This window comes from Pseudomonas sp. TCU-HL1 (assembly GCF_001708505.1).
Taxonomy (GTDB): Bacteria; Pseudomonadota; Gammaproteobacteria; order Pseudomonadales; family Pseudomonadaceae; genus Metapseudomonas.
On record NZ_CP015992.1, the window covers coordinates 92,434 to 112,411 of the forward strand.

At 65.9% G+C, this 19,978-nt stretch carries 17 protein-coding genes; 5 read left to right on the forward strand and 12 right to left on the reverse strand.

Going from position 1 to position 19,978, the window contains the following annotated elements; translation table 11 throughout:
* Positions 1 to 78 precede the first annotated feature (78 nt).
* Positions 79 to 3,606 carry an exodeoxyribonuclease V subunit beta gene (recB, locus tag THL1_RS00450; RefSeq protein ID WP_069081437.1) on the forward strand — a complete coding sequence of 1,176 codons (3,528 nt, stop codon included), beginning with the start codon at positions 79 to 81 and terminating at the stop codon, positions 3,604 to 3,606.
* Positions 3,606 to 5,444, forward strand: coding sequence for an exodeoxyribonuclease V subunit alpha (recD, locus tag THL1_RS00455; RefSeq protein ID WP_069081438.1), 1,839 nt, complete (start codon positions 3,606 to 3,608; stop codon positions 5,442 to 5,444). Before recB ends, recD begins: the two co-directional genes overlap by 1 nt.
* Positions 5,445 to 5,528: 84 nt before the next feature.
* Here the strand turns inward: recD and THL1_RS00460 are convergent, their stop codons facing one another.
* Together THL1_RS00460 and THL1_RS00465 are read right to left on the reverse strand one after the other, a co-directional pair.
* The gene (locus tag THL1_RS00460) at positions 5,529 to 6,287 is read right to left on the reverse strand and encodes a TerC family protein (RefSeq protein WP_069081439.1); all 759 of its coding nucleotides are present in this window, start codon (positions 6,285 to 6,287) and stop codon (positions 5,529 to 5,531) included.
* A 104-nt stretch (positions 6,288 to 6,391) separates the two neighbouring features.
* Positions 6,392 to 7,699, reverse strand: a complete 1,308-nt coding sequence (locus THL1_RS00465; RefSeq protein ID WP_069081440.1) for a CitMHS family transporter — start codon at positions 7,697 to 7,699, stop codon at positions 6,392 to 6,394.
* A gap of 107 nt (positions 7,700 to 7,806) precedes the next feature.
* Between THL1_RS00465 and THL1_RS30950 the strand changes: the two genes are divergently transcribed.
* Positions 7,807 to 7,938, forward strand: coding sequence for a hypothetical protein (locus tag THL1_RS30950; RefSeq protein WP_257785004.1), 132 nt, complete (start codon positions 7,807 to 7,809; stop codon positions 7,936 to 7,938).
* Between the two features lie 25 nt (positions 7,939 to 7,963).
* Here the strand turns inward: THL1_RS30950 and THL1_RS00470 are convergent, their stop codons facing one another.
* Positions 7,964 to 8,881, reverse strand: coding sequence for an AEC family transporter (locus tag THL1_RS00470; RefSeq protein ID WP_177343852.1), 918 nt, complete (start codon positions 8,879 to 8,881; stop codon positions 7,964 to 7,966).
* Between the two features lie 88 nt (positions 8,882 to 8,969).
* Here THL1_RS00470 and THL1_RS00475 point away from each other — a divergent pair, with 88 nt between their 5' ends.
* A complete protein-coding gene (locus THL1_RS00475) occupies positions 8,970 to 9,371 on the forward strand; it encodes a GFA family protein (RefSeq protein WP_069081442.1) in 402 nt (133 codons plus the stop codon).
* A 142-nt stretch (positions 9,372 to 9,513) separates the two neighbouring features.
* Here the strand turns inward: THL1_RS00475 and THL1_RS00480 are convergent, their stop codons facing one another.
* The 9 genes from THL1_RS00480 to THL1_RS00520 form a co-directional block, all read right to left on the reverse strand.
* The gene (locus THL1_RS00480) at positions 9,514 to 11,397 is read right to left on the reverse strand and encodes a DUF4105 domain-containing protein (protein WP_237234752.1); all 1,884 of its coding nucleotides are present in this window, start codon (positions 11,395 to 11,397) and stop codon (positions 9,514 to 9,516) included.
* A 94-nt stretch (positions 11,398 to 11,491) separates the two neighbouring features.
* Positions 11,492 to 11,812 carry a DUF2388 domain-containing protein gene (locus THL1_RS00485; RefSeq protein WP_069081444.1) on the reverse strand — a complete coding sequence of 107 codons (321 nt, stop codon included), beginning with the start codon at positions 11,810 to 11,812 and terminating at the stop codon, positions 11,492 to 11,494.
* A 169-nt stretch (positions 11,813 to 11,981) separates the two neighbouring features.
* Entirely contained in the window at positions 11,982 to 12,299 is a 318-nt protein-coding gene (locus tag THL1_RS00490) for a DUF2388 domain-containing protein (RefSeq protein WP_069081445.1), read from the reverse strand.
* Between the two features lie 95 nt (positions 12,300 to 12,394).
* On the reverse strand, positions 12,395 to 12,604 hold the full coding sequence (locus tag THL1_RS00495) for a DUF1127 domain-containing protein (protein ID WP_069081446.1): 210 nt from the start codon (positions 12,602 to 12,604) through the stop codon (positions 12,395 to 12,397).
* 339 nt (positions 12,605 to 12,943) lie between these two features.
* Positions 12,944 to 13,159: a DUF1127 domain-containing protein gene (locus THL1_RS00500; protein ID WP_069081447.1), complete on the reverse strand. Its 216-nt coding sequence runs from the start codon at positions 13,157 to 13,159 to the stop codon at positions 12,944 to 12,946.
* A 329-nt stretch (positions 13,160 to 13,488) separates the two neighbouring features.
* Positions 13,489 to 14,982 carry an acetyl-CoA hydrolase/transferase family protein gene (locus THL1_RS00505; RefSeq protein WP_069081448.1) on the reverse strand — a complete coding sequence of 498 codons (1,494 nt, stop codon included), beginning with the start codon at positions 14,980 to 14,982 and terminating at the stop codon, positions 13,489 to 13,491.
* A 303-nt stretch (positions 14,983 to 15,285) separates the two neighbouring features.
* Positions 15,286 to 16,722 (reverse strand): NAD(P)(+) transhydrogenase (Re/Si-specific) subunit beta, encoded by a 1,437-nt coding sequence (locus tag THL1_RS00510; protein ID WP_069081449.1) that lies wholly within the window; start codon positions 16,720 to 16,722, stop codon positions 15,286 to 15,288.
* Between the two features lie 2 nt (positions 16,723 to 16,724).
* A complete protein-coding gene (locus THL1_RS00515) occupies positions 16,725 to 17,039 on the reverse strand; it encodes an NAD(P) transhydrogenase subunit alpha (RefSeq protein ID WP_003458205.1) in 315 nt (104 codons plus the stop codon).
* A 12-nt stretch (positions 17,040 to 17,051) separates the two neighbouring features.
* Positions 17,052 to 18,173, reverse strand: coding sequence for a Re/Si-specific NAD(P)(+) transhydrogenase subunit alpha (locus THL1_RS00520; protein WP_069081450.1), 1,122 nt, complete (start codon positions 18,171 to 18,173; stop codon positions 17,052 to 17,054).
* 663 nt (positions 18,174 to 18,836) lie between these two features.
* Between THL1_RS00520 and THL1_RS00525 the strand changes: the two genes are divergently transcribed.
* Positions 18,837 to 19,976: an IS481 family transposase gene (locus THL1_RS00525; RefSeq protein ID WP_069081451.1), complete on the forward strand. Its 1,140-nt coding sequence runs from the start codon at positions 18,837 to 18,839 to the stop codon at positions 19,974 to 19,976.
* Positions 19,977 to 19,978 lie beyond the last annotated feature (2 nt).

Sequence of the window (19,978 nt, forward strand, 5' to 3'; positions counted from 1 at the left end):
ACTCCCTGTGGGAGCGAATTCATTCGCGAAGCAGGCCGAAGGCCTGCCCGGCCAAGAGCTGACTGACAAGGAGCGCCCATGAGCCTCGACCTGCTCAAGGACCCTTTCACCGGCCGCAGCCTGATCGAGGCCAGCGCCGGCACCGGCAAGACCTGGACCCTTACCGCCCTTTATGCGCGCCTGCTGCTGGAGCGCCAGCTCGGCGTCGGGCAGATCCTGGTGGTGACCTACACCACGGCGGCTACCGCCGAACTCCGTGAACGTATCCGCGCGCGACTGGCGGCGCTGCTGGCCATGTACGAAGGCGCGCCTGCTCCGGACCCGGTGCTGGCCGGGCTCTATGCGCAGTATCCGGGTGAAAACGCCCACCGCCGGCTGCTGCTGGCGGTGCACGGTTTCGACGAGGCGGCCATCTTCACCATCCACGGTTTCTGCCAACGCGCCCTGCAGGATGCCGCCTTCGAGGCCGGAGGCGACTTCGACAGCGAACTGGCCACCGACGACCGCGAAGTGCTCGATGCCCTGCTCGCCGATCTTTGGCGGCGCGAACTGGCCGAAGCCGAACCGGCTTGGGCGCGCTTTCTGGCGCAGAAGCGCATCACCCCCGCTTCGCTGCGCCAGCGCCTGCGTTCGCACCTGGGCAAGCCTTATCTGCGCGTCGAGCCGCGTGAGCTGAAGGCCGGCGATCTGTCCGCTGCCAGCGAGGCCTGGACCCACGCCCAGGGTTTCTGGCAACGCCAGGGAGCCGAGTGCGTGGCCCAGCTTACCCAGCTCGACGGCCTCAACAAGCGCAGCTATGACGCCGCCAAATTCGCGCTGTGGCAGACCGAACTGGATGCCTATTTCGCCGACCCGGCCGCCCTCTTCGCTCCGCCAACGGGCCTGGAAAAGCTCGGCGCCGAGGCGCTGGCCAAGGCCACCAAGAAGGGCTTCGATGCTCCGGACCATGCCGTCTGCGCCGCGTTGCAGGGGCTCTTCGATGCCCTGGCGGAAGCCGCTCCCGCCGGTGAGGCACGCCTGATCGACCTGCAGGTGCGCCTGCTGGACACCCTCAACCGCGAGCTGCCGGCACGCAAGGCGGCCCAGCGCCTGCTGGCTTTCGACGACTTGCTCAACCGCCTGGACGAGGCCTTGCGTGGCCCCGCTGGCGATGCGCTGGGCCAGTCCCTGCGTGAGCGCTACCCAGTGGCGCTGATCGACGAGTTCCAGGACACCGACCCGGTGCAGTACGCGATTTTCCACAGGGTGTATGAAAGCCAGGGCGACCTCTGTTTCGTCGGTGATCCCAAGCAGGCCATCTACGCGTTCCGTGGCGCTGACCTGGCCACCTACCTGAAGGCACGTGAGGAAGCTGCGCGGCAGTACAGCCTGAACACCAACCACCGCTCCACGCCGCAACTGATCGCCGCCCTCAACCGGGTGTTCGACCGCCCGTTGCCCTTCGCCGAACCGGGCCTGGACTACCCGCCGGTGGGCGCCAGCAGCAAGGCCCGCGCGCAGCTGGTGCTGCCCGAAGCAGGGGCTCCGCTGGAGCTGGTCTGGCTCGGCGACGAGCCTTTGGGCAAGGGTGAGGCCGGCAGCGCGGTGGCCAGCGACAGCGCCCGGCGCATTGCCGGCCTGCTGGCCGCCAGTGCGCGTGGAGAAGCCTATTTTGACGAAGATGGCGTTCGTTCGCCTCTCAAGGGTGGTGATATCGCCGTGCTGGTGGCCAGCCACCGGCAGGCCGGCGACGTTGCCGCCGAACTGTCCGCCCGTGGCGTGCCGAGCGTGCGCCGGGGACGCGACAGCGTCTGGCACAGCGAAGAGGCCGAGGAGCTGGCGGCGGTGCTGGCGGCCTATGCCGAGCCCGGCCGCGAAGGCGTACTGCGCTACGCCCTGTCCACCCGCCTGCTGGGCCGCGATGCCCAGCAACTGGCGCGCTGCCAGGACGACGAGCATGCCTGGGACGAAGAGCGCGAGAACGCCGAACGCTATCACCAGCTCTGGCAGCAGCAAGGTTTCATGCGGGCCTTCCGCGCCTGGCTCGACGAACAGGGCGTGGCCGAACGCCTGATCGCCCTGCCCGATGGCGAGCGGCGCCTGACCAACCTCCTCCACCTGGCCGAACTGCTGCAGTCCGAAAGCCTCCAGCGCCCTGGCCTGGAGCCGCTGCTGGCCTGGTTCAACGCCCAGCGTGCCGCCGAAAGCCATGGCGAGGACGCCCTGCTACGCCTGGAAAGCGATGCCGAGCGGGTGCAGATCGTCACGGTGCACACCAGCAAGGGTCTGGAATACCCGTTGGTGTTCTGCCCCTACCTGTGGGACGGCGCCCTGTTGCGTCGGGATGAAGACATCACCTGCCATGCTGAGGACGGCACGCCCTTGCTCGACCTGGGCGGGGAGCATTTCGACGAACACCGCGCCAGCGCCCGCCGCGAGCGTTTCGCCGAGCGCCTGCGCCTGGCCTATGTCGCGCTGACCCGCGCCCGTGATCGCCTCTGGCTGCACTGGGGGCCGGTGGCCCTGCCCAAGGCGAAGAAGGACGGCGAGCTGCCTGAAGACGGCCTGCACAGCTGCGCCCTTGCCTGGCTGCTGCATGGTCGCGAACTGGACGAGGCCGATGTGCTCGGCGCCCTCGCCCACCACTTGGCCGCCCGTGATGGCGCCGCCCTGCGGGCCGAACTGGAAAACCTGGCCGGCGCCAGCGCTGGCCAGATCGCCGTGGTGCCGCTCCAGGCCGAGGAGGCCAGTGCCCAGGGTGAGTCCCGCGCGATGCCTCCGGCGGGCCTGGCCACCCTGGAGCGGACCCTGGCCAGTGCCTGGCGCGTGGGCAGCTTCTCGGGCCTGGCCGCCGGGCTGCACATGGAGGCGCCGGACCGCGACACCCTCGCCATGCCGTCGGCCAGCGAGCCGGGCAGCGGCTTCTTTGCCTTCCCCCGTGGCGCGCGCGCCGGTACCTGCCTGCATGCGGTGCTGGAGGACTGGATGCGCGGCGAAGGCGAGCTGCCGGCGCTGGTGCAGAAGCATCTGCAAGGCCACGGCCTGCCCGACAGCTGGACCGAGATCGCCAGCGCGCACCTGCAACGCGTGCTGGATTCCGACCTGGACGGCCAGGGCCTGCGGCTGTCCGGCCTTGCGGCGAACCGCCGGTTGCCGGAGCTGGGCTTCACCTTCCCGGTGGCCGAACTGGAGGTCGGTCGACTGCGGGCGATCCTCGCCGATCCTGCCTTTGGGCTGCCGGAGCCGATGCGCGTCGCTGCCGAACGCCTGGAGTTCGACACCCTCAAAGGCTTCATGAAGGGCTTCATCGACCTCACTTTCGAGCACGACGGGCGCTGGTACATCGCCGATTACAAGTCCAACTGGCTTGGCCCGGACGCCAGCTTCTACGGCGGTGAGCGCCTGGAGCAGGCCATCGCCGCCGAGCACTACCACCTGCAATACCTGATCTATCTCGTGGCCCTTCGACGCTTCCTGCGCCAGCGCCTGGACGGCTTTTCCAGCGAGCAGTTGGGTGGCGCCTGGTACCTCTTCCTGCGCGGCATGCCGGAGGCCGGGGTGTTCTTCCATCGTCCCGCCGACAGCCTGCTGGATGCGCTGGACCTGCTGTTCGAGGAGGGCCGCTGATGAGCCTGGCCGATTGGTCCCTGGGGCCGCTGGAGCGCCATTTCACCGAGAGCCTGCAGCGCCTCGACCCGCAGGCGCCGGACGCCGTGCTGGCTGCGGCCGCGCTGTGCTGCCGGGCTCTGGGCGAGGGCGACGTTTGCCTGCCCCTGGTGCGGGTGGCCGGGCAGATGCTGTTTGCGGAAGAGGGTTCCGGCCTGCTGGCCCCCGCCCTGCCCGCCTGGCTGGCCGCGCTACAGGCATCGTCGTTGGTGGCGGCGCCGGGCGGCTATGCGCCGCTGACCCTCGACGGCGCCCGCCTCTATCTCAGCCGCTATCACGCCTACGAGGCGCGGTTGGCGAAAACCCTGCTGCAACGCGCGGCGGCGCGGCCGGACGTGGATGAAGCGCAACTGGGGGAGTCCCTGGCCCGGCTGTTCGCCCGTAACACCCAGCAACCGGATTGGCAGCGCCTGGCGGCGGCCCAGGCGGTGCGGCGCAACCTGGCGGTGATCTCCGGCGGCCCCGGCACCGGCAAGACCACCACTGTGGTGCGTCTGCTGGCGTCGCTGCTGGAGCAGCCCAGCGGCCAGCGCCTGGCCATTGGCCTGGCCGCGCCCACCGGCAAGGCCGCCGCGCGCATGGCCGAGGCCATCCGCAACGCCAAGGCCGAGCTGCCGGTCAGCGACGCCGTCAAGGCTGCACTGCCCGAGGAGGCGCGTACCCTGCACCGCCTGCTGAGGAGCCGTGGCGACAGCCCGCAGGTCCGCCACCACGCCGACAATCCGCTGCCGCTGGATGTGTTGGTGGTGGACGAAGCCTCGATGGTGGACCTGGCGCTGATGGCCAAGCTGCTCGACGCCCTGCCGCCCAACGCGCGGCTGATCCTGCTGGGCGACAAGGACCAACTGGCGGCGGTGGAGGCCGGCGCGGTGTTTGCCGAACTCTGCGAAGGGCGTGGCCTGGATGCCACGGCGGCAGCCGACCTGATCCGCATCACCGGGCAGCCAGTGCCGGTGGAACAACCGCGCTCGCGCCTGGGCGATGCCGTGGTGCTGCTGACCCACAGCCACCGTTTTGCCGGCGACAGCGGCATCGGCGAACTGGCGCGTCGCATCAACGGTGGCAATGTGCGCGGCACCCTCGATTTGTTGCGTGGCGGCCATCCTGACCTGGCCTGGAATGCCGCCCCGACCCCGGCAGCCCTGCTGGAGCGGCTGGAGGCGGGCTACGCGCCCTACTTCGCTGCCGTGCGCGCGGCGGACCCGGCCACGGCGTTCGCCGCCTTCAGCGGCTTTCGCGCCCTGACCGCGCAACGCGAGGGGCCCTGGGGCGTCGGCGGAATCAACGAGGCCCTGGAGGCACGCCTCAAGCGTCGCCTGAGCATCCCCTCCCGCGAGCGCTGGTATCCCGGCCGAGCGGTCATGGTGCGGCAGAACGACTACGCCCTCGGCCTGTTCAATGGCGATATCGGTCTCTGCCTGAGCACGCCTCACGGGCTGCGGGTGTTCTTCGAGGGCGACGAGGGCTACCGTCCCTTCGCCCCGGCGCGCCTGCCGAGCCACGACAGTGCCTTCGCCATGACGGTGCACAAGAGCCAGGGGTCGGAGTTCACCGAGGTGCTGCTGGCCCTGCCGGAACAGCCAAGCCCCCTGCTCAGCCGCGCGCTGTTCTACACCGGTATTACCCGCGCGAAGAAGAAGGTGGAAATCTGGGGCTTGCCGGCTCGGCTGAGCGAAGCCGTATCGACCAAGGCCGAACGCGCCGCCGGATTGGCGGAGCGGCTGGGTGTGACGGTCGAAATGGCCAACCCTTCGCTGTCAGCGCCGACGCAGGAGCAGGATCAGTTGAGCCTGTTCTGACCGAGCTGAAGCCGTTGCCCCCACGAGTCATTCGCCCAAACGAAAAACGGGGCCATGGGCCCCGTTCTTCATTCTTGTGTCGGCTTATTGGCCAGGAATGTCCTTGCGCAGTTTCACCGGGTCTTCCTTGCGACCGCGCGCGATGCGCATGCGGATGTTCAGCGCCTCCACGGCCAGGGAGAAGGCCATGGCGAAGTAGACGTAGCCCTTCGGCACGTGGACTTCGAAGGATTCGGCGATCAGCACGGTGCCGACCACCACCAGGAAGGCCAGGGCCAGCATCTTCAAGCTCGGGTGCTTGTCGATGAAGGCGCTGATGGTGCCGGCGGCCAGCATCATCACCAGCACGGCGACGATGATCGCGGCGACCATCACCGGCACGTGGGACACCATGCCGACGGCGGTGATCACCGAGTCCAGGGAGAACACGATGTCGATGATGGCGATCTGGATGATGGTGCCGATGAAGTTGCGGGCCGCGCCCGAGGGCTGCTCGCCGGTTTCATCTTCGCCTTCCAGGCTGTGGTACATCTCGGTGGTGCTCTTCCACAGCAGGAACAGGCCGCCGAAGAAGAGGATCAGGTCACGACCGGAGATGCCCTGGTCGAAGACGTGAAACAGGTCAGCGGTGAGCCGCATGATCCAGGTGATCGAGAGCAGCAGCAGGATGCGGGTGATCATCGCCAGCGCCAGGCCGAAGAAGCGGGTGCGTGCCTGCAGGTGCGGCGGCATGCGGCCCACGAGGATGGCGATCATGATGATGTTGTCGATGCCGAGGACGATCTCCAGGGCGGTCAGGGTGAAGAAGGCGACCCAGATTTCCGGGCTGGTCAGCCATTCCATGATGCGTTGATCCTCGTGAGTTGCTTGGGCTAGGGATGGAACACGAACAAGCCGGAAAGGGCTTACGCAGTTTCCGGCTTGTTCGGGGTGTCATACAGCAGCTGTCAATGCGACCCGAAGAGCGGGAACACACCCAGCAGCAAGGCGGCGAGGAGGATACACAGACAAATCATCACCGCCCACTTCAATGTGAAGCGCTGATGGTCGCCGAATTCCACCTTGGCCAGGCCTACCAGCAGGTAAGTGGAGGGTACCAGCGGACTGAGCAAATGCACCGGCTGGCCTACGATAGACGCTCGCGCCATCTCCACCGGACTGATGCCGTAATGGCTGGCAGCCTCGGCCAGAACCGGTAACACGCCGTAATAAAAAGCGTCGTTGGACATGAAGAAAGTGAAGGGCATGCTCACCAGTGCCGTGATCACCGCCATGTAGGGCCCCATGGACGGGGGGATGACCGCCAGCAGGCTCTTGGACATGGCTTCCACCATGCCGGTGCCTGACAGGATGCCGGTGAAGATGCCGGCAGCGAAGATCAGGCCGACCACCGCCAGCACGTTGCCGGCATGGGCCGCGACTCGTTCCTTCTGCTGCTGCAGGCAGGGGTAGTTGATGATCATGGCCAGGCTGAAGGCGATCATGAACAGCACCGGCAGCGGCAGCAGGCCGGCGATCAGGGTCACCATCAGGGCCGCGGTCAGCGCGCCGTTCACCCACAGCAACTTGGGTCGACGGGCTTCCGGGTACTGCGAAACGCTGATTTCGTCATGGTTGAGGTGATCGTCCGGCAGGTGCAGCACGCCGAGGCGGGCGCGTTCGCGCTTACCGTAGGCCCAGGCGAGGCCGAACAGGGCGATGGCGCCCGCGGCCATGGCCGGGATCATCGGCACGAAGATGTCCGACGGGTCCACGTGCAGGGCGCTGGCCGCGCGGGCGGTGGGGCCGCCCCAGGGGGTCATGTTCATGATGCCGCCGGCGAGGATGATCAGGCCGGCCATGATCAGCGGGCTCATGCCCAGCCGGCTGTACAGCGGCAGCAGGGCGGCGACGCAGATCATGTAGGTGGTGGCGCCGTCGCCGTCCATGGAGACGATCAGGGCCAGGGCGGCGGTGCCCATCGAAACCTTGAGCGGGTCGCCTTTGACCAGCTTGAGGATCTTGCGCACGGCCGGGTCGAACAGGCCGGAGTCGATCATCAGGGCGAAGTAGAGGATGGCGAACATCAGCATCACGCCGGTGGGGGCGAGCTTGCTGATGCCTTCGAGCATCATCGGGCCGATGCCTGCGGCGAAGCCGCCGATCAGGGCGAATGCGATAGGAACGATGATCAGGGCGATCAGGGCGGACAGGCGCTTGGTCATGATCAGGTACATGAAGCAGATGACCATGGCGAAGCCGAGCAGAGTCAGCATGGCAGTTCTCCGGACGTGATTCGGGCGGGGCGAGGGAAAATCAGCGCTGGGCCGAAAGCGTGCAGAGAGCGGGAGGAAGGGGGCCGGGGCGGCAGCAGGAACGGGGCATGTCGATCACCAATCTTGTTGTTGTCGGGTTGCTGGTCTGGTGCCAGCAGTGGGAGCGGATGCTAAGCGCGCAACCTTTCAGCCAGCTTTCGGCGGTGATCGCTGCCGATTGCAGGGGGATTTGTCGATGAACGGCGGTCAGGCCACCGTGGTGACTCAGGATACGACGCGCAGCACCAACAGCAGGCTGGCGCCGGCAAGCAGCGTTTGCAGCGTGATGATGCCGGCCATCAGGTGACTGTCGCCGCCGAGCTGACGGGTCAGCACATAGGCCGTGGGAGCAGTGGGCAGGGCGAAGAACAGCACCAGGATGCTGCTTTCCATGGCAGGCAAGCCGAGCACGCGGGCCACCGCGAAGGCCAGGGCCGGCATGGCCAGCAAACGCAGGGCGCAGTTCCAGGCCAGGGCGGGAACTTCGCCGGCCAGCTCCTGCGGACGCAGCGCAGCGCCGACACAGAGCAGGCCCAGCGGCAGGCTGGCCACCGCCAGCAGGTTGAGCAGCCGGTCGGTGCCGCCGGGCAGGCCGAATCCGGCGAGGTTGACCAGGGCGCCCGCCAGGCAGGCGAGGATCAGCGGATTCTTCGCCACCGGCAGCAGCAGGCCGCGCAGGCTCACGCCGCCCTCGGCGGTCAGCGCCCAGACCGACATCAGGTTCACCGTTGGCACCATCAGCGCCAGCATCAGCGCGGCCATGGCCAGGCCGTCCTTGCCGTACAGGCTGCCGATGGCGGCCAGGCCCAGGTAGGTGTTGAAACGCAGGATACCCTGGGTAATCGCGCCGAAACGCGCCGCCGACCAGCCCAGCCGCCGCCGGGCCAGGAGCAGGGCCGTCCAGCCGACACCGAGGCCGAGAAACACTGCCAGGGCCAGTCGCGGCAGTGCCGGGTTTTCCAGCGGCGCAGTGGCCAGGCTGCTGAACAGCAGGGCGGGGAAGAGGATGAAGTAATTCAGGCGTTCGGCGGCGGGCCAGAAGGCTTCACCGGGGAAGTCCCAGCGGTGCAGCAGGTAACCGCCGACAATCAGCGCGAAGAGCGGCCAGAGGGCTTGGAGGAGGGTGAGCACGGTGACATCCAGTCAACAGGGGCTGCCCATCTTGGGTATACCCGTGGCCTTGCGCAACCGCCTGCTAGGGTAAAAGACAGCCCTGAATCGGGAGACCACCATGGCTGAACTCCATACCGGCGGCTGCCACTGTGGGCAGCTGCGCTATACCGTCGAGGCGCCCCTGACTGATGTCGCCCACTGCCATTGTTCGATCTGCCGGCGCACCACCGGCGGCATCGTCACCACCTGGGCCACGGTGCCGCTGACGAGCTTTCGCTGGACGACCGGCACGCCTGCCGAGTACGCCTCGTCCGCCAGCTGTATCCGCTACTTCTGCGCGAACTGCGGCAGCCAGCTGGCGTTGTTCACCCAGCTCGCGCCGGACACGCTGGACCTCACCATCGCTACCCTGGACCACCCGGAAAAAAACCCGGCCGACCGACATATCTGGGTGAGCAGCCGCTTGCCCTGGCTGAGCCTGGACCCGCAATTGCCGGAGGAGGATGAGGAACAGTTGTGAATCGGGTCTGCGCGCGTAGGGTGCGCTGCGCGCACCGGGACTCTTGTACGGCCGCTGCGGTGCGCACGGCGCACCCTACGACCAGATCGTAGGATGGGTCGGGCGGCGTTCCGCGAGCGGAGCGATACCTATCAACAATGGGTCAGGGAAGCACGAGTCCGCCCGCGTCCTTGTGCAACTGGCGCAGGTGCGCGCCGATGGCCTTGAGGTTGGCCTCGGTGGCGTTCAGCTCGGCCATGCGTTGCGGTTCCAGCAGGCTGCGGACTTCGCGGTCGAGGTCATCGCTGAGCTTGCGCATGGTCTGCTGTCGGCTACTGCTTTCCGCTTCCAGGCGCTGCCATTCGGCACGCTGGGGCAGGCCGTAGCCGCCTTGCAGCATTTCCGCCGGCCGGCTGAGGAAGCCGCTGTTGGCGAGCATCTGTTCCAGGGTGCCGCCGGCCTTGGCGAAGCGCGTTTGTCCGGCTTGCTCGCGAGAGCTCAGGTAATTGCGCTTGAGCTCGTCCTGGGCCAGCAGGAGCTGGCGGCGCTGGGCAGCCTGTTCCAGCAGGAGCAGGGCGGCGCTGGCGCGCTGGTCGGCTTTGTCGAACCAGGGGCGGCGCTGTTCGGCGGAAAGCTCCAACCAGTCTTCCACGTTCTCCTGGGGCACTTTCAGGCGTTCGCGGAGGATGGTGAACATGGCTTGGTAACGGTCACGGAACGAATCGAAGCGGTAGCCCAGGCGCAGGGCTTCCTTGGGGTCGTCCAGCGGTGTGCGATCGGCCACGCCACGGCCTTCCAGCAGTTTGAGCAGGCCATTGGGCATGATGCTGTCGAGGTCGCGCAGCGCCGGGTGATCGGTGCCGCTGCGCAGCAGCTTGAGGGTTTCCACCGCGCAGTTGTTGGAGAGGAACCAGTAATCGCCGTCGTAGCTCCAGTGCATTTCGGCGGCATGCTCGACCAGGGCTTCGAGTTCGTCCCGGCTGAGTTTGAGCGGCACCGAAGCCAGGCTGCGCAGCTCCACCTTGGTGTATTCCTCGATCACCTGATGCAGCGGCAGCACGAACAGGCGCGAGGGGTAGGCGCCGGTGAGACCGTCCCAGCTCGAGAGCTGCACATCCCCGACGAAGGCGCGGTAAGACAGCACCAGGTGTTGGTCTAGGTCGAGGCGGCAGTCCGGCCCGCGTGGTCGTCCCGGCGCGCAGATCACCAGGCGCAACATGCTGTGACCCCAGCGGCTGACCCAGTTCTGGTTGGCTTCAGCGAACAGGTAATCGACTTCGTAGACGCGCTCGGAGTCGAGCTTGCCCAGCGGTTGCTTGCCGAAGTCACGGCCCGCGTTGAGGTAGGCGTAACCGTCGTTGCACGCAGCCTGTCGCTCCGGGGCCCAGCCGAAGTGTTCGCGGTAGTAGCGATAGAGCGCCGGTCGACGGCAGGCGTAAGCGGGATCGAGGAGGAAGTACTCCATGTTCACCGCGACGAACTCTCGGGGGTTCGTCAGTTCGTAGACATCCGGGCTGCGGGCCACCTGGTGATTTTCCTGCTCACGCAAGCCGCGCTTGCCGACGTACTGCGGCCAGCCGGCGAGGTCGAGCAGGCGCGGGTCATCGCTGAGGGTGAAGCGGCGTTCGGTCTGGCCCCGGCAGTCGCCGGGCAGGCCGATCGGACCGTTGCTGCCGGCCTGGCTGCGGCAGCGGAACTGCTGTGTCTTCTCGGCGGCGGACCAGAGGCGCGCGCGGTCGTAGAGGTGGGTCAGTTCGTGGAGCACGGTGGCGAGCATTTCGCGACGCACCGTACCGTGGATGCGGTCGGTCTTCCGGGTCGCCGCGCTGCCGTCGGTGAGGCTGGCCAGCAGGTTGCGGTTGAGCACCAGCGCATCGAACCGCGTGGCGCGGCCGTAGCCGTTTTCCGGCAGCTCAAAGCTCCAGCTGACTTCCACGTCGCGGTCCAGGCGCTGGACGAAGGTCGGCGGCAGGGCTGCGCGGGCCTCCATCAGCAGCTGCTGGCTGGTCTGGCGCTGGTCTGGGGTCAGGCCCTCGTCGTCCAGCACGAGGCGCAACTCAGCCTGGGCCGTGCCTGCCAGTAGCAGGCCACCCAGGCAAAGACGGTGCAGCCAGACGTTCAGGATTCAGTGCTCGTTGGGGTCAGAGGGCGAGGATGGTTTCCGCCAGCGCCAGGTCACTGGCCTCGCGGGCTTGCGGGAACTGTTCGCGCAGCGCGCCGAATGCGGCCTCCAGCTGCGCGCCGCGAATCTCGCCAGCGCTGGCGACGAAGCTGGCGGCGTCGTCGCGAGCAGCCACAACGACTTTCATGTCGCGGATCGAGGTGGTGGTGTCGGAGGTGAAGTCGAGGGTGCGGTCCAGCGCGCGGACGATGATGTTGCTGGTGGCCACCAGGGTTTGTGCCTGGGCAGTTCCGGCAACGAGGGACAGGGCAATGGCTGCGGCAGACAGCAAGCAACGCATGGAGGCTCTCCGTAGGAAATTTCTAAGGTATTGGACGGAAATACCCGTTGGCAGTTCTCAGCCTCGGGTACAGGGCGCGAAGGTTAACGGAACGGGCAAGCGAGAGCCAGGCGGCGCGTGGCGTGCAGCCCGATTGGGCCGCGCTGGGTGCGCGGCCCGGAAGGTGCTGTCAGAGGGCCAGGATGGCCTGTGCCAGTTGCAGGTCACTGGCCGCGAGCTGCGGCTGTGCGCTGCGGATGTGCTTGAACGCGGCTTCCAGCTGGGCGCCACGGATGTCGCCGGCGCTGGCAACGAAGCTGGCCGCGTCGTCACGGGCGGCGAGAATGATCTTGTCGTCCTTGAAGGACGAAGTGACATCGGAGGTGGCTTCGGAGGTGGCTGCAACGGCGCCGACCACAGCGTCGGTGGTAACCACGAAGCTGGTGGCCGAGGCACTGGTGGCAAGCGCCAGAAGGATGGCGGCGCTGAGCAGGCGAAGAGAGGTCATGGGTGGCTCCTTTTACTGACCGGAGCGGCGACACGAGGAGCGTCTCCGCTGGGTGGAGAGCCTAGTCAAAGTGGGCCTTCCGGGCCAGTGCTGGCTCAGCGCCAGAAGGGTTTGTCCAGTTCCTGGTAGCGCTCACTCGGGCTGATGCCGACATCCGCCAGGGCGCGGGCGTCCAGCTTGGCGAGCTGGTGCCGGGTGCGGGCGTTGCGCTGCCACTGGGCGATGGCAGCGAACAGGCGCAGGTACCCATGGGTGTGTGGCTGGCTGGCGTGGTGTTGGGCAGAGGCAGTGAGTGTGCGGTCCATGGCGCTTTTCCTTCCCGCTGCGGCGCGGGGATTGGTTATGGAAGGCCATGATCCTGTTCCGTGGCGAGACTGTGCAGTCACAGTCAGATTGAATTGTGCTGCATCAGATTTATCTTGTTGTGAACTGTATTGGTCTGATCCGCGTCAGCTGTGTCGGAATCACTGAAGGCCTGAGCGTAAGGTGCGATGCGCGCACCGAAATTCCTGCGCTGCCCGGTGCGCACGGCGCACCCTACGACATCGGGAATTTCCAGAGTCCAGAAACGACGAAACCCGTCGCGGGTGGCGACGGGTTCTGTCTGGGGTGTTGCTAGCGGGCCGCTTGGCCCGGCGAACTGCTTAGCGCCAGAAAGGCTTGTTCAGTTCGGCTTCGCGCTGGGCTTCGCTGATGCCGGCGTCGGCCAGCAGGCGGTGGTCCAGCATGGCCAGTTGATGACGGCTGGCGATGCGGCGCTGCCAGAGCAGCAGGGTGGAAACGGTGCGCAGGGCCCAGGAGGATTTCGGGGATTGTTCGGCGCTTTCGAAGATCAGGTCGGAACTGAGGGTACGTTCCATGGCGGCAGGTCCTTCCCGCTTGTGACGGGGCTTGGTTATCAACTGGTGCCTATGATCTACCCGGAACAGCCGCAACTGTAGTCACAGTTCCTCTAAATTGTGTTGGCCTTTATTAGCATGCTTATCAACTGTTTTGCTGAAATAACACGCAGCTGTATGGGTGGCCCGTTGAATAACTCGTGATCTAACGGGAAACCGCAGTTTTTCCTGTGTAAATAACGAACTGCAGGGCTTTTGAACGGTACAGTTCTGGATTTTCAGAAACTGTTTTATGGTCCTCCCATCATGATCAATGGTTACAAGCCCATAACTGTTTTACTCCGACCAGATCAGTTGGCCAGCATCCGACCGGTTTCTTCCAGATTGATATGCCAGGACATGGCGTCGCGCAGCAGGTGCGGAGTGTGTCCGCCCTTGGCGCAGGCGGCGCAGAAGTAGTCCTGTAGCGCCTGGCGGTAGTCCGGGTGCACACAGTTGTCGATGATTACCCGTGCCCGCTCGCGCGGCGCCAGGCCGCGCAGGTCGGCCAGGCCCTGTTCGGTGACCAGGATGTCCACGTCATGCTCGGTGTGGTCCACGTGGCTGACCATGGGCACCACGCTGGAAATGGCGCCGCCCTTGGCGATGGACTTGGTGACGAAAATGGCGAGGTGTGCGTTGCGGGCGAAATCGCCGGAGCCGCCGATGCCGTTCATCATCCGGGTGCCGCCCACGTGGGTGGAGTTGACGTTGCCGTAGAGGTCGAACTCCAGCGCGGTGTTGATGCCGATGATGCCGAGGCGGCGCACCACTTCGGGGTGGTTGGAGATTTCCTGCGGGCGCAGTACCAGCTTGTCCTTGTAGCGCTCCAGGTTGCCGAAGACGTCGCTGTTGCGGCGCTCGGACAGGGTGATCGAGCTGCCGGAGGCGAAGCGCAGCTTGCCGGCATCGATCAGGTCGAAGGTGGAGTCCTGCAGCACCTCGGAGTACATGCTGAGGTCCTGGAAGGGAGACTCGATCAGGCCACACATCACGGCGTTGGCGATGCTGCCGATACCGGCCTGCAGCGGCGCTAGGTTGTTGCTCATGCGCCCGGCTTCCACTTCACGCTTGAAGAAGTCGATCAGGTGGTCGGCGATGGCCTGGGTTTCGTTGTCTGGCGGCAGCACGGTGGACAGCGAATCAGGCTGCTCGGTGATGACGATGGCGGCGATTTTCGCCGGGTCGATCGGAATGGCGGTGCCGCCGATACGGTCATCGACCTGGGTCAGCGGAATCGGCGTACGGGTTGGCCGGTAGGTCGGGATATAGATGTCGTGCAGGCCTTCCAGGTTGGGGTTGTGCGCCAGGTTGATCTCGACGATCACGCGTTTGGCGAAGATCGCGAAGCTGGCGGAGTTGCCCACGGAAGTGGTCGGCACGATGTGGCCCTGCTCGGTGATGGCGACGGCTTCGATCACGGCGATGTCCGGCAGCTTGAGCTGGTGGTTGCGCAGTTGCTCGACGGTTTCCGACAGGTGCTGGTCGATGAACATCACCTCGCCCGCGTTGATTGCCTTGCGCAGGGTGCTGTCCACCTGAAAAGGCATGCGCCGGGCCAGCACGCCGGCCTCGGTGAGCTGCTTGTCGAGGTCGTTGCCCAGGCTGGCGCCGGTCATCAGGCTGATCTGCAGCGGCTGCTCCCTGGCGCGCGCGGCCAGTGCCTGGGGCACCGCCTTGGCTTCGCCGGCGCGGGTGAAACCGCTCATGCCGACGGTCATGCCGTCTTCGATCAGGGCAGCGGCGTCGGCCGCACTCATCACCTTGCCCAGCAGGGAGGGCAGGCGCACGCGATCAGCGTACATGGGGAATACCTCGGACAACGGGTAGGAGCCGCGCAGTCTAGGGGCTGGCGGGGTGCCCGGCTTCTATACCAAGGTCGAAGAAATGGCTCTATTCAGGGCCTTTTGTCGGTTCGCTTGCCAAGCCGTGGGAATCCTTGTGGGAGCGAATTCATTCGCGAAAGGGCAGCGTAGCTGCCCCAGATGGTCCGAAGGGCAGGCCGGCGGCCTGCATTCGCGAATGAATTCGCTCCTACAAATAAGGTATGCGCAGGTAAACAAAAACCCCGGCACGAGGCCGGGGTCTTCGCTGGATCAGGACAGGGCTCAGTCGACAGCCTTGACCATGTCCTCGATCACCTTCTTGGCGTCGCCGAACACCATCATGGTCTTGTCCATGTAGAACAGTTCGTTGTCCAGACCGGCGTAGCCGCTGGCCATGGAGCGCTTGTTCACGATGATGGTCTTGGCCTTGAAGGCTTCCAGGATCGGCATGCCGGCGATGGGCGACTTCGGATCGTTCTTCGCGGCCGGGTTGACCACGTCGTTGGCGCCGAGCACCAGCACCACGTCGGCCTGGCCGAACTCGGAGTTGATGTCTTCCATCTCGAACACCTGCTCGTAAGGCACTTCGGCCTCGGCCAGCAGGACGTTCATGTGGCCCGGCATACGGCCGGCAACCGGGTGGATCGCGTACTTCACGTTCACGCCGCGGTGGGACAGTTTCTCGGACAGCTCCATCAGCGCGTGCTGGGCACGGGCCACCGCCAGGCCGTAGCCGGGAACGATGATCACGCTGTCGGCGTTGGTCAGCAGGAAGGCGGCATCGTCGGAGGAGCCGGACTTCACCGGACGCTGCTCAGTGCTACCGGCTGCGGCACCGGCGTCGGCTTCGGCGCCGAAGCCACCGAGGATGACGTTGAAGAAGGAGCGGTTCATCGCCTTGCACATGATGTAGGAGAGGATCGCACCCGAGGAGCCCACCAGCGAGCCGGCGATGATCAGCATCGAGTTGTTCAGCGAGAAGCCGATACCGGCTGCCGCCCAGCCCGAGTAGCTGTTCAGCATGGACACCACCACCGGCATGTCGGCGCCGCCAATCGGGATGATGATCAGCACGCCGATGACGAAGGCCAGGGCCACCAGCAGCGCGAAGGCTTGGAGGTTCCCGGTGAAGCTGAAGTACAGGCCCAGGGCGATGATTGCGAGGCCCACCAGCAGGTTCAGCTTGTGCTGGCCGGCGAACTGCACCGGGGCGCCCTGGAACAGGCGGAACTTGTACTTGCCCGACAGCTTGCCGAAGGCGATCACCGAACCGGAGAAGGTGATGGCACCGATGGCCGCGCCGAGGAACAGTTCCAGGCGGTTACCCGCTGGAATGGCGTCGCCGAGGGCGGCAACGATACCCAGGGACTGCGGCTCGACGACGGCGGCGATGGCGATGAACACCGCGGCCAGACCGATCATGCTGTGCATGAAGGCGACCAGCTCCGGCATCTTGGTCATTTCGACGCGCTTGGCCATGATCGAACCGGCGGTGCCGCCGACCAGCAGGCCGACGATCACGTAGCCGATGCCTTGGGTGGCCAGCTCGGCGCCGAGCTTATAGATGAGGCCGACGGTGGTGACGATGGCGATGGCCATGCCGACCATGCCGAACAGGTTGCCGCGACGCGACGAAGTCGGGTGCGACAGGCCCTTGAGCGCCTGGATGAAGCACACCGAGGCGACGAGGTAGAGAACAGTGATCAGGTTCATGCTCATGGTCAGTGTTTCTCCGCAGCCGCTTTCGGCGCTTTCTTCTTGAACATTTCCAGCATGCGACGGGTGACCAGGAAGCCACCGAAGACGTTCACCGCGGCCAGCGCCACGGCCAGGGTGCCCATCGTCTTGCCCAGCGGGGTGACGGTGAGCGCAGCGGCCAGCATGGCGCCGACGATCACGATGGCCGAGATGGCGTTGGTCACGGCCATCAGCGGGGTGTGCAGGGCCGGGGTGACGTTCCACACCACGTGGTAGCCGACGTAGATGGCCAGCACGAAGATGATCAGGTTGTAGATGCCGTCTGAAATCAGATCCATGTCCGCTTCCCCTTAGCCGTTGTTACGGACGACCTGGCCGTCGCGGCACATCAGGCACGCGGCGACGATGTCGTCTTCGAGGTTGAGATGGAACTGGCCGTCCTTGTCGATGACCAGCTTGAGGAAGTCCAGCAGGTTGCGCGCATAGAGGGCGGACGCGTCCGCCGGCACCATGGCCGCCAGGTTGCTGTGGCCGACGATGGTCACGCCGTGCTTGACCACCACCTGTTCGGCTTCGGTCAGCGGACAGTTGCCGCCCTGGGCTGCGGCCAGGTCGATGACCACGGAGCCCGGCTTCATTTCGGCGACGGTGGCCTCGTGCAGCAGGGTCGGCGCCTTGCGGCCCGGGATCAGCGCGGTGGTGATGACGATATCGGCCTGCTTGGCGCGTTCGTGCACGGCCTTGGCCTGGCGCTCCATCCAGGAGGCCGGCATCGGGCGGGCGTAACCGCCGACGCCCTGGGCGCATTCGCGCTCTTCATCGGTCTCGAAGGGCACGTCGACGAACTTGGCGCCGAGGGATTCGATCTGCTCCTTCACCGCCGGACGCACGTCGGAAGCCTCGATCACCGCACCCAGGCGCTTGGCCGTGGCGATGGCCTGCAGGCCGGCCACGCCGGCACCGAGGATGAGGATGCGCGCGGCCTTTACGGTACCGGCGGCGGTCATCAGCATCGGCATGAAGCGCGGATAGTGGTGCGATGCCAGCAGCACGGCCTTGTAGCCGGCGATGTTGGCCTGGGAAGACAGGACGTCGAGGCTCTGGGCGCGGGACGTACGCGGCGCCGCTTCGAGGGCGAAGGCGGTGATGCCACGGGCGTTCATGCGCGCGATGGTCTCGTTGCTGAAGGGGTTGAGCATGCCAACCAGCACGGCGCCGGTGCGCATGTGGGCCAGCTCGGCGTCGGTCGGGGCAACCACTTTCAGCACCAGGTCGGCGCCGAAGGCAGCGGCGTCGTTGCCAATGGCGGCGCCAACGGCTTCGAAGGCGCTGTCCGGGATGCTGGCGCTGACGCCGGCACCGCTTTGCACCGTCACCTGATGGCCTTGGCCCACCAGCTTCTTGATGGTCTCGGGTGTCGCGGCAACCCGCGTCTCCCCGGCGTGGGTTTCGAGAGGAACACCGATGTGCACTTCAAATCTCCTGCGTGATCGATCTGGTGAACCAGTGCACTGCGGATGGTGCTCTGGCGAGGCGGATCCGCCTTTCAACAGCCTGGTATCGCAACGGCCGAAACCTTTGAGGCGCGGCATTCTGCAATCGGAGCCGCAACGGCTTCAAGCAGTTCTGGAGTAAAACGCTGAAATAACTACAAGTCACATTCCGACCCTCGATCCCTGGGTTCCTTTCCAGACCCCGCCACCACTGGCGAGGAGGCTGTTTGGCCGGTCGGGACGGCGTCGGGTCGCATCCCGGTCCTGAATGACTTTTCATCAAGCCAGCGCCAGTACAAGCTTTCAGCCTGCAACATCCTGCCGTTAATGGCTGGAGCACCGTTAATCAGACTTTTTAATAGTTGCCATAAGGCTGCGGAAAATGGGCGTTCTGTAGTTTTTGAGAATGTTTGACTACAGGGTCAGGAATTGGTTTTTGCCGTTTGTTGGGGAGAAGCGTAGTCCGCGCGCAGGCCAGTCGCCTTGCGGGCTGCGCCATATTGTCGCGGGTCGTCAGCTCAGGCTCCGGGCCTGGCCGTAGGGTGCGCTATGTGTTCAGCCGGGGGACATAGGTAACGGGTGTCGGGAGACATGGGTAACGCATTTAGGCTTACGGAATCCTTCGACTCTGGAGTTCGAGCGATGCCGTGGCAGGAGTGCACCACCATGTCGATTCGACGCGAGTTTGTGCGGTTGGCCGAACAACCGCAGAGCAACGTGCGGGAGCTGTGTCGGCGCTACGGCATCAGCCCGAAAACCGCCTACAAATGGTTACAGCGCCACCGCGAGCACGGCGATGCGGGGTTGCAGGAGCGCTCACGCCGGCCGTTGCACAGCCCTGGGCGCAGCGACCCGGACTTGGAACAGGCGGTGGTGCAGTTGCACCACCGTTTCCCGTATTGGGGCGCCCGCAAGCTGCGCGGCCTGCTGCCGGCCGCGTTCGAGCGTCCCCACCACAGCACCCTCGACGCCATCCTCCGCCGCCATGGTTGCCGGGTGCGCTACCACGCCGAGGAGGCCGAAGCTCCGGCCACGCAGCGCTTCGAGCACTGCCAGCCGAACGAGCTCTGGCAGATGGACTTCAAGGGCCACTTCCCGCTCGCCGACGGCCGCTCGTCGCGCTGCCACCCGTTGACGCTGTTGGATGATCACTCACGCTTTGCCCTCTGCCTGGAGGCCTGCGAGGGCGAGCGCCTCGAACTGGTTCGACCGCACCTGATCCAGGTCTTTCGCCGCTATGGCCTACCGCGCCGGATCACCGCCGACAACGGTCCGCCCTGGGGCTCGAACATCGCGGGCGGCCTGTCCGCCCTGGAGGTCTGGCTGATGCGGCTCGGCATCGAGGTCAGCCACAGCCGCCCTCATCATCCGCAGACCCAGGGCAAGCTGGAACGCTTCCACCAGACACTCAAGCGCGAGTTACTGCAGCGCTCGTTTCGCGACTTGGCGCACTGCCAGCAGGCGATGGCGCACTGGCGGGAGCAGTACAACCACGACCGCCCGCATGAGGCGCTGGGCCAACTGCCACCGATCACGCGCTACCAGCCAAGCCGGCGCAGCTACCCGGAGCAATTGCCTGAGCTGGACTACGAACCGGGCGACCGGGTGCTCAAGGTCGGCCGCGTCGGCCAGGTCAGTTTCCAGGGACGCAGCCTGTTCGTCGGCGGGGGGCTGTACGGGGAACGCGTCGCTCTCCGCCCCACCGCCGTCGATGGCGTCTACGATGTGGTGTTCATCCACAAGACCCTGCGCCAAGTCGACTTGAGACCGGGCAAGACATGATC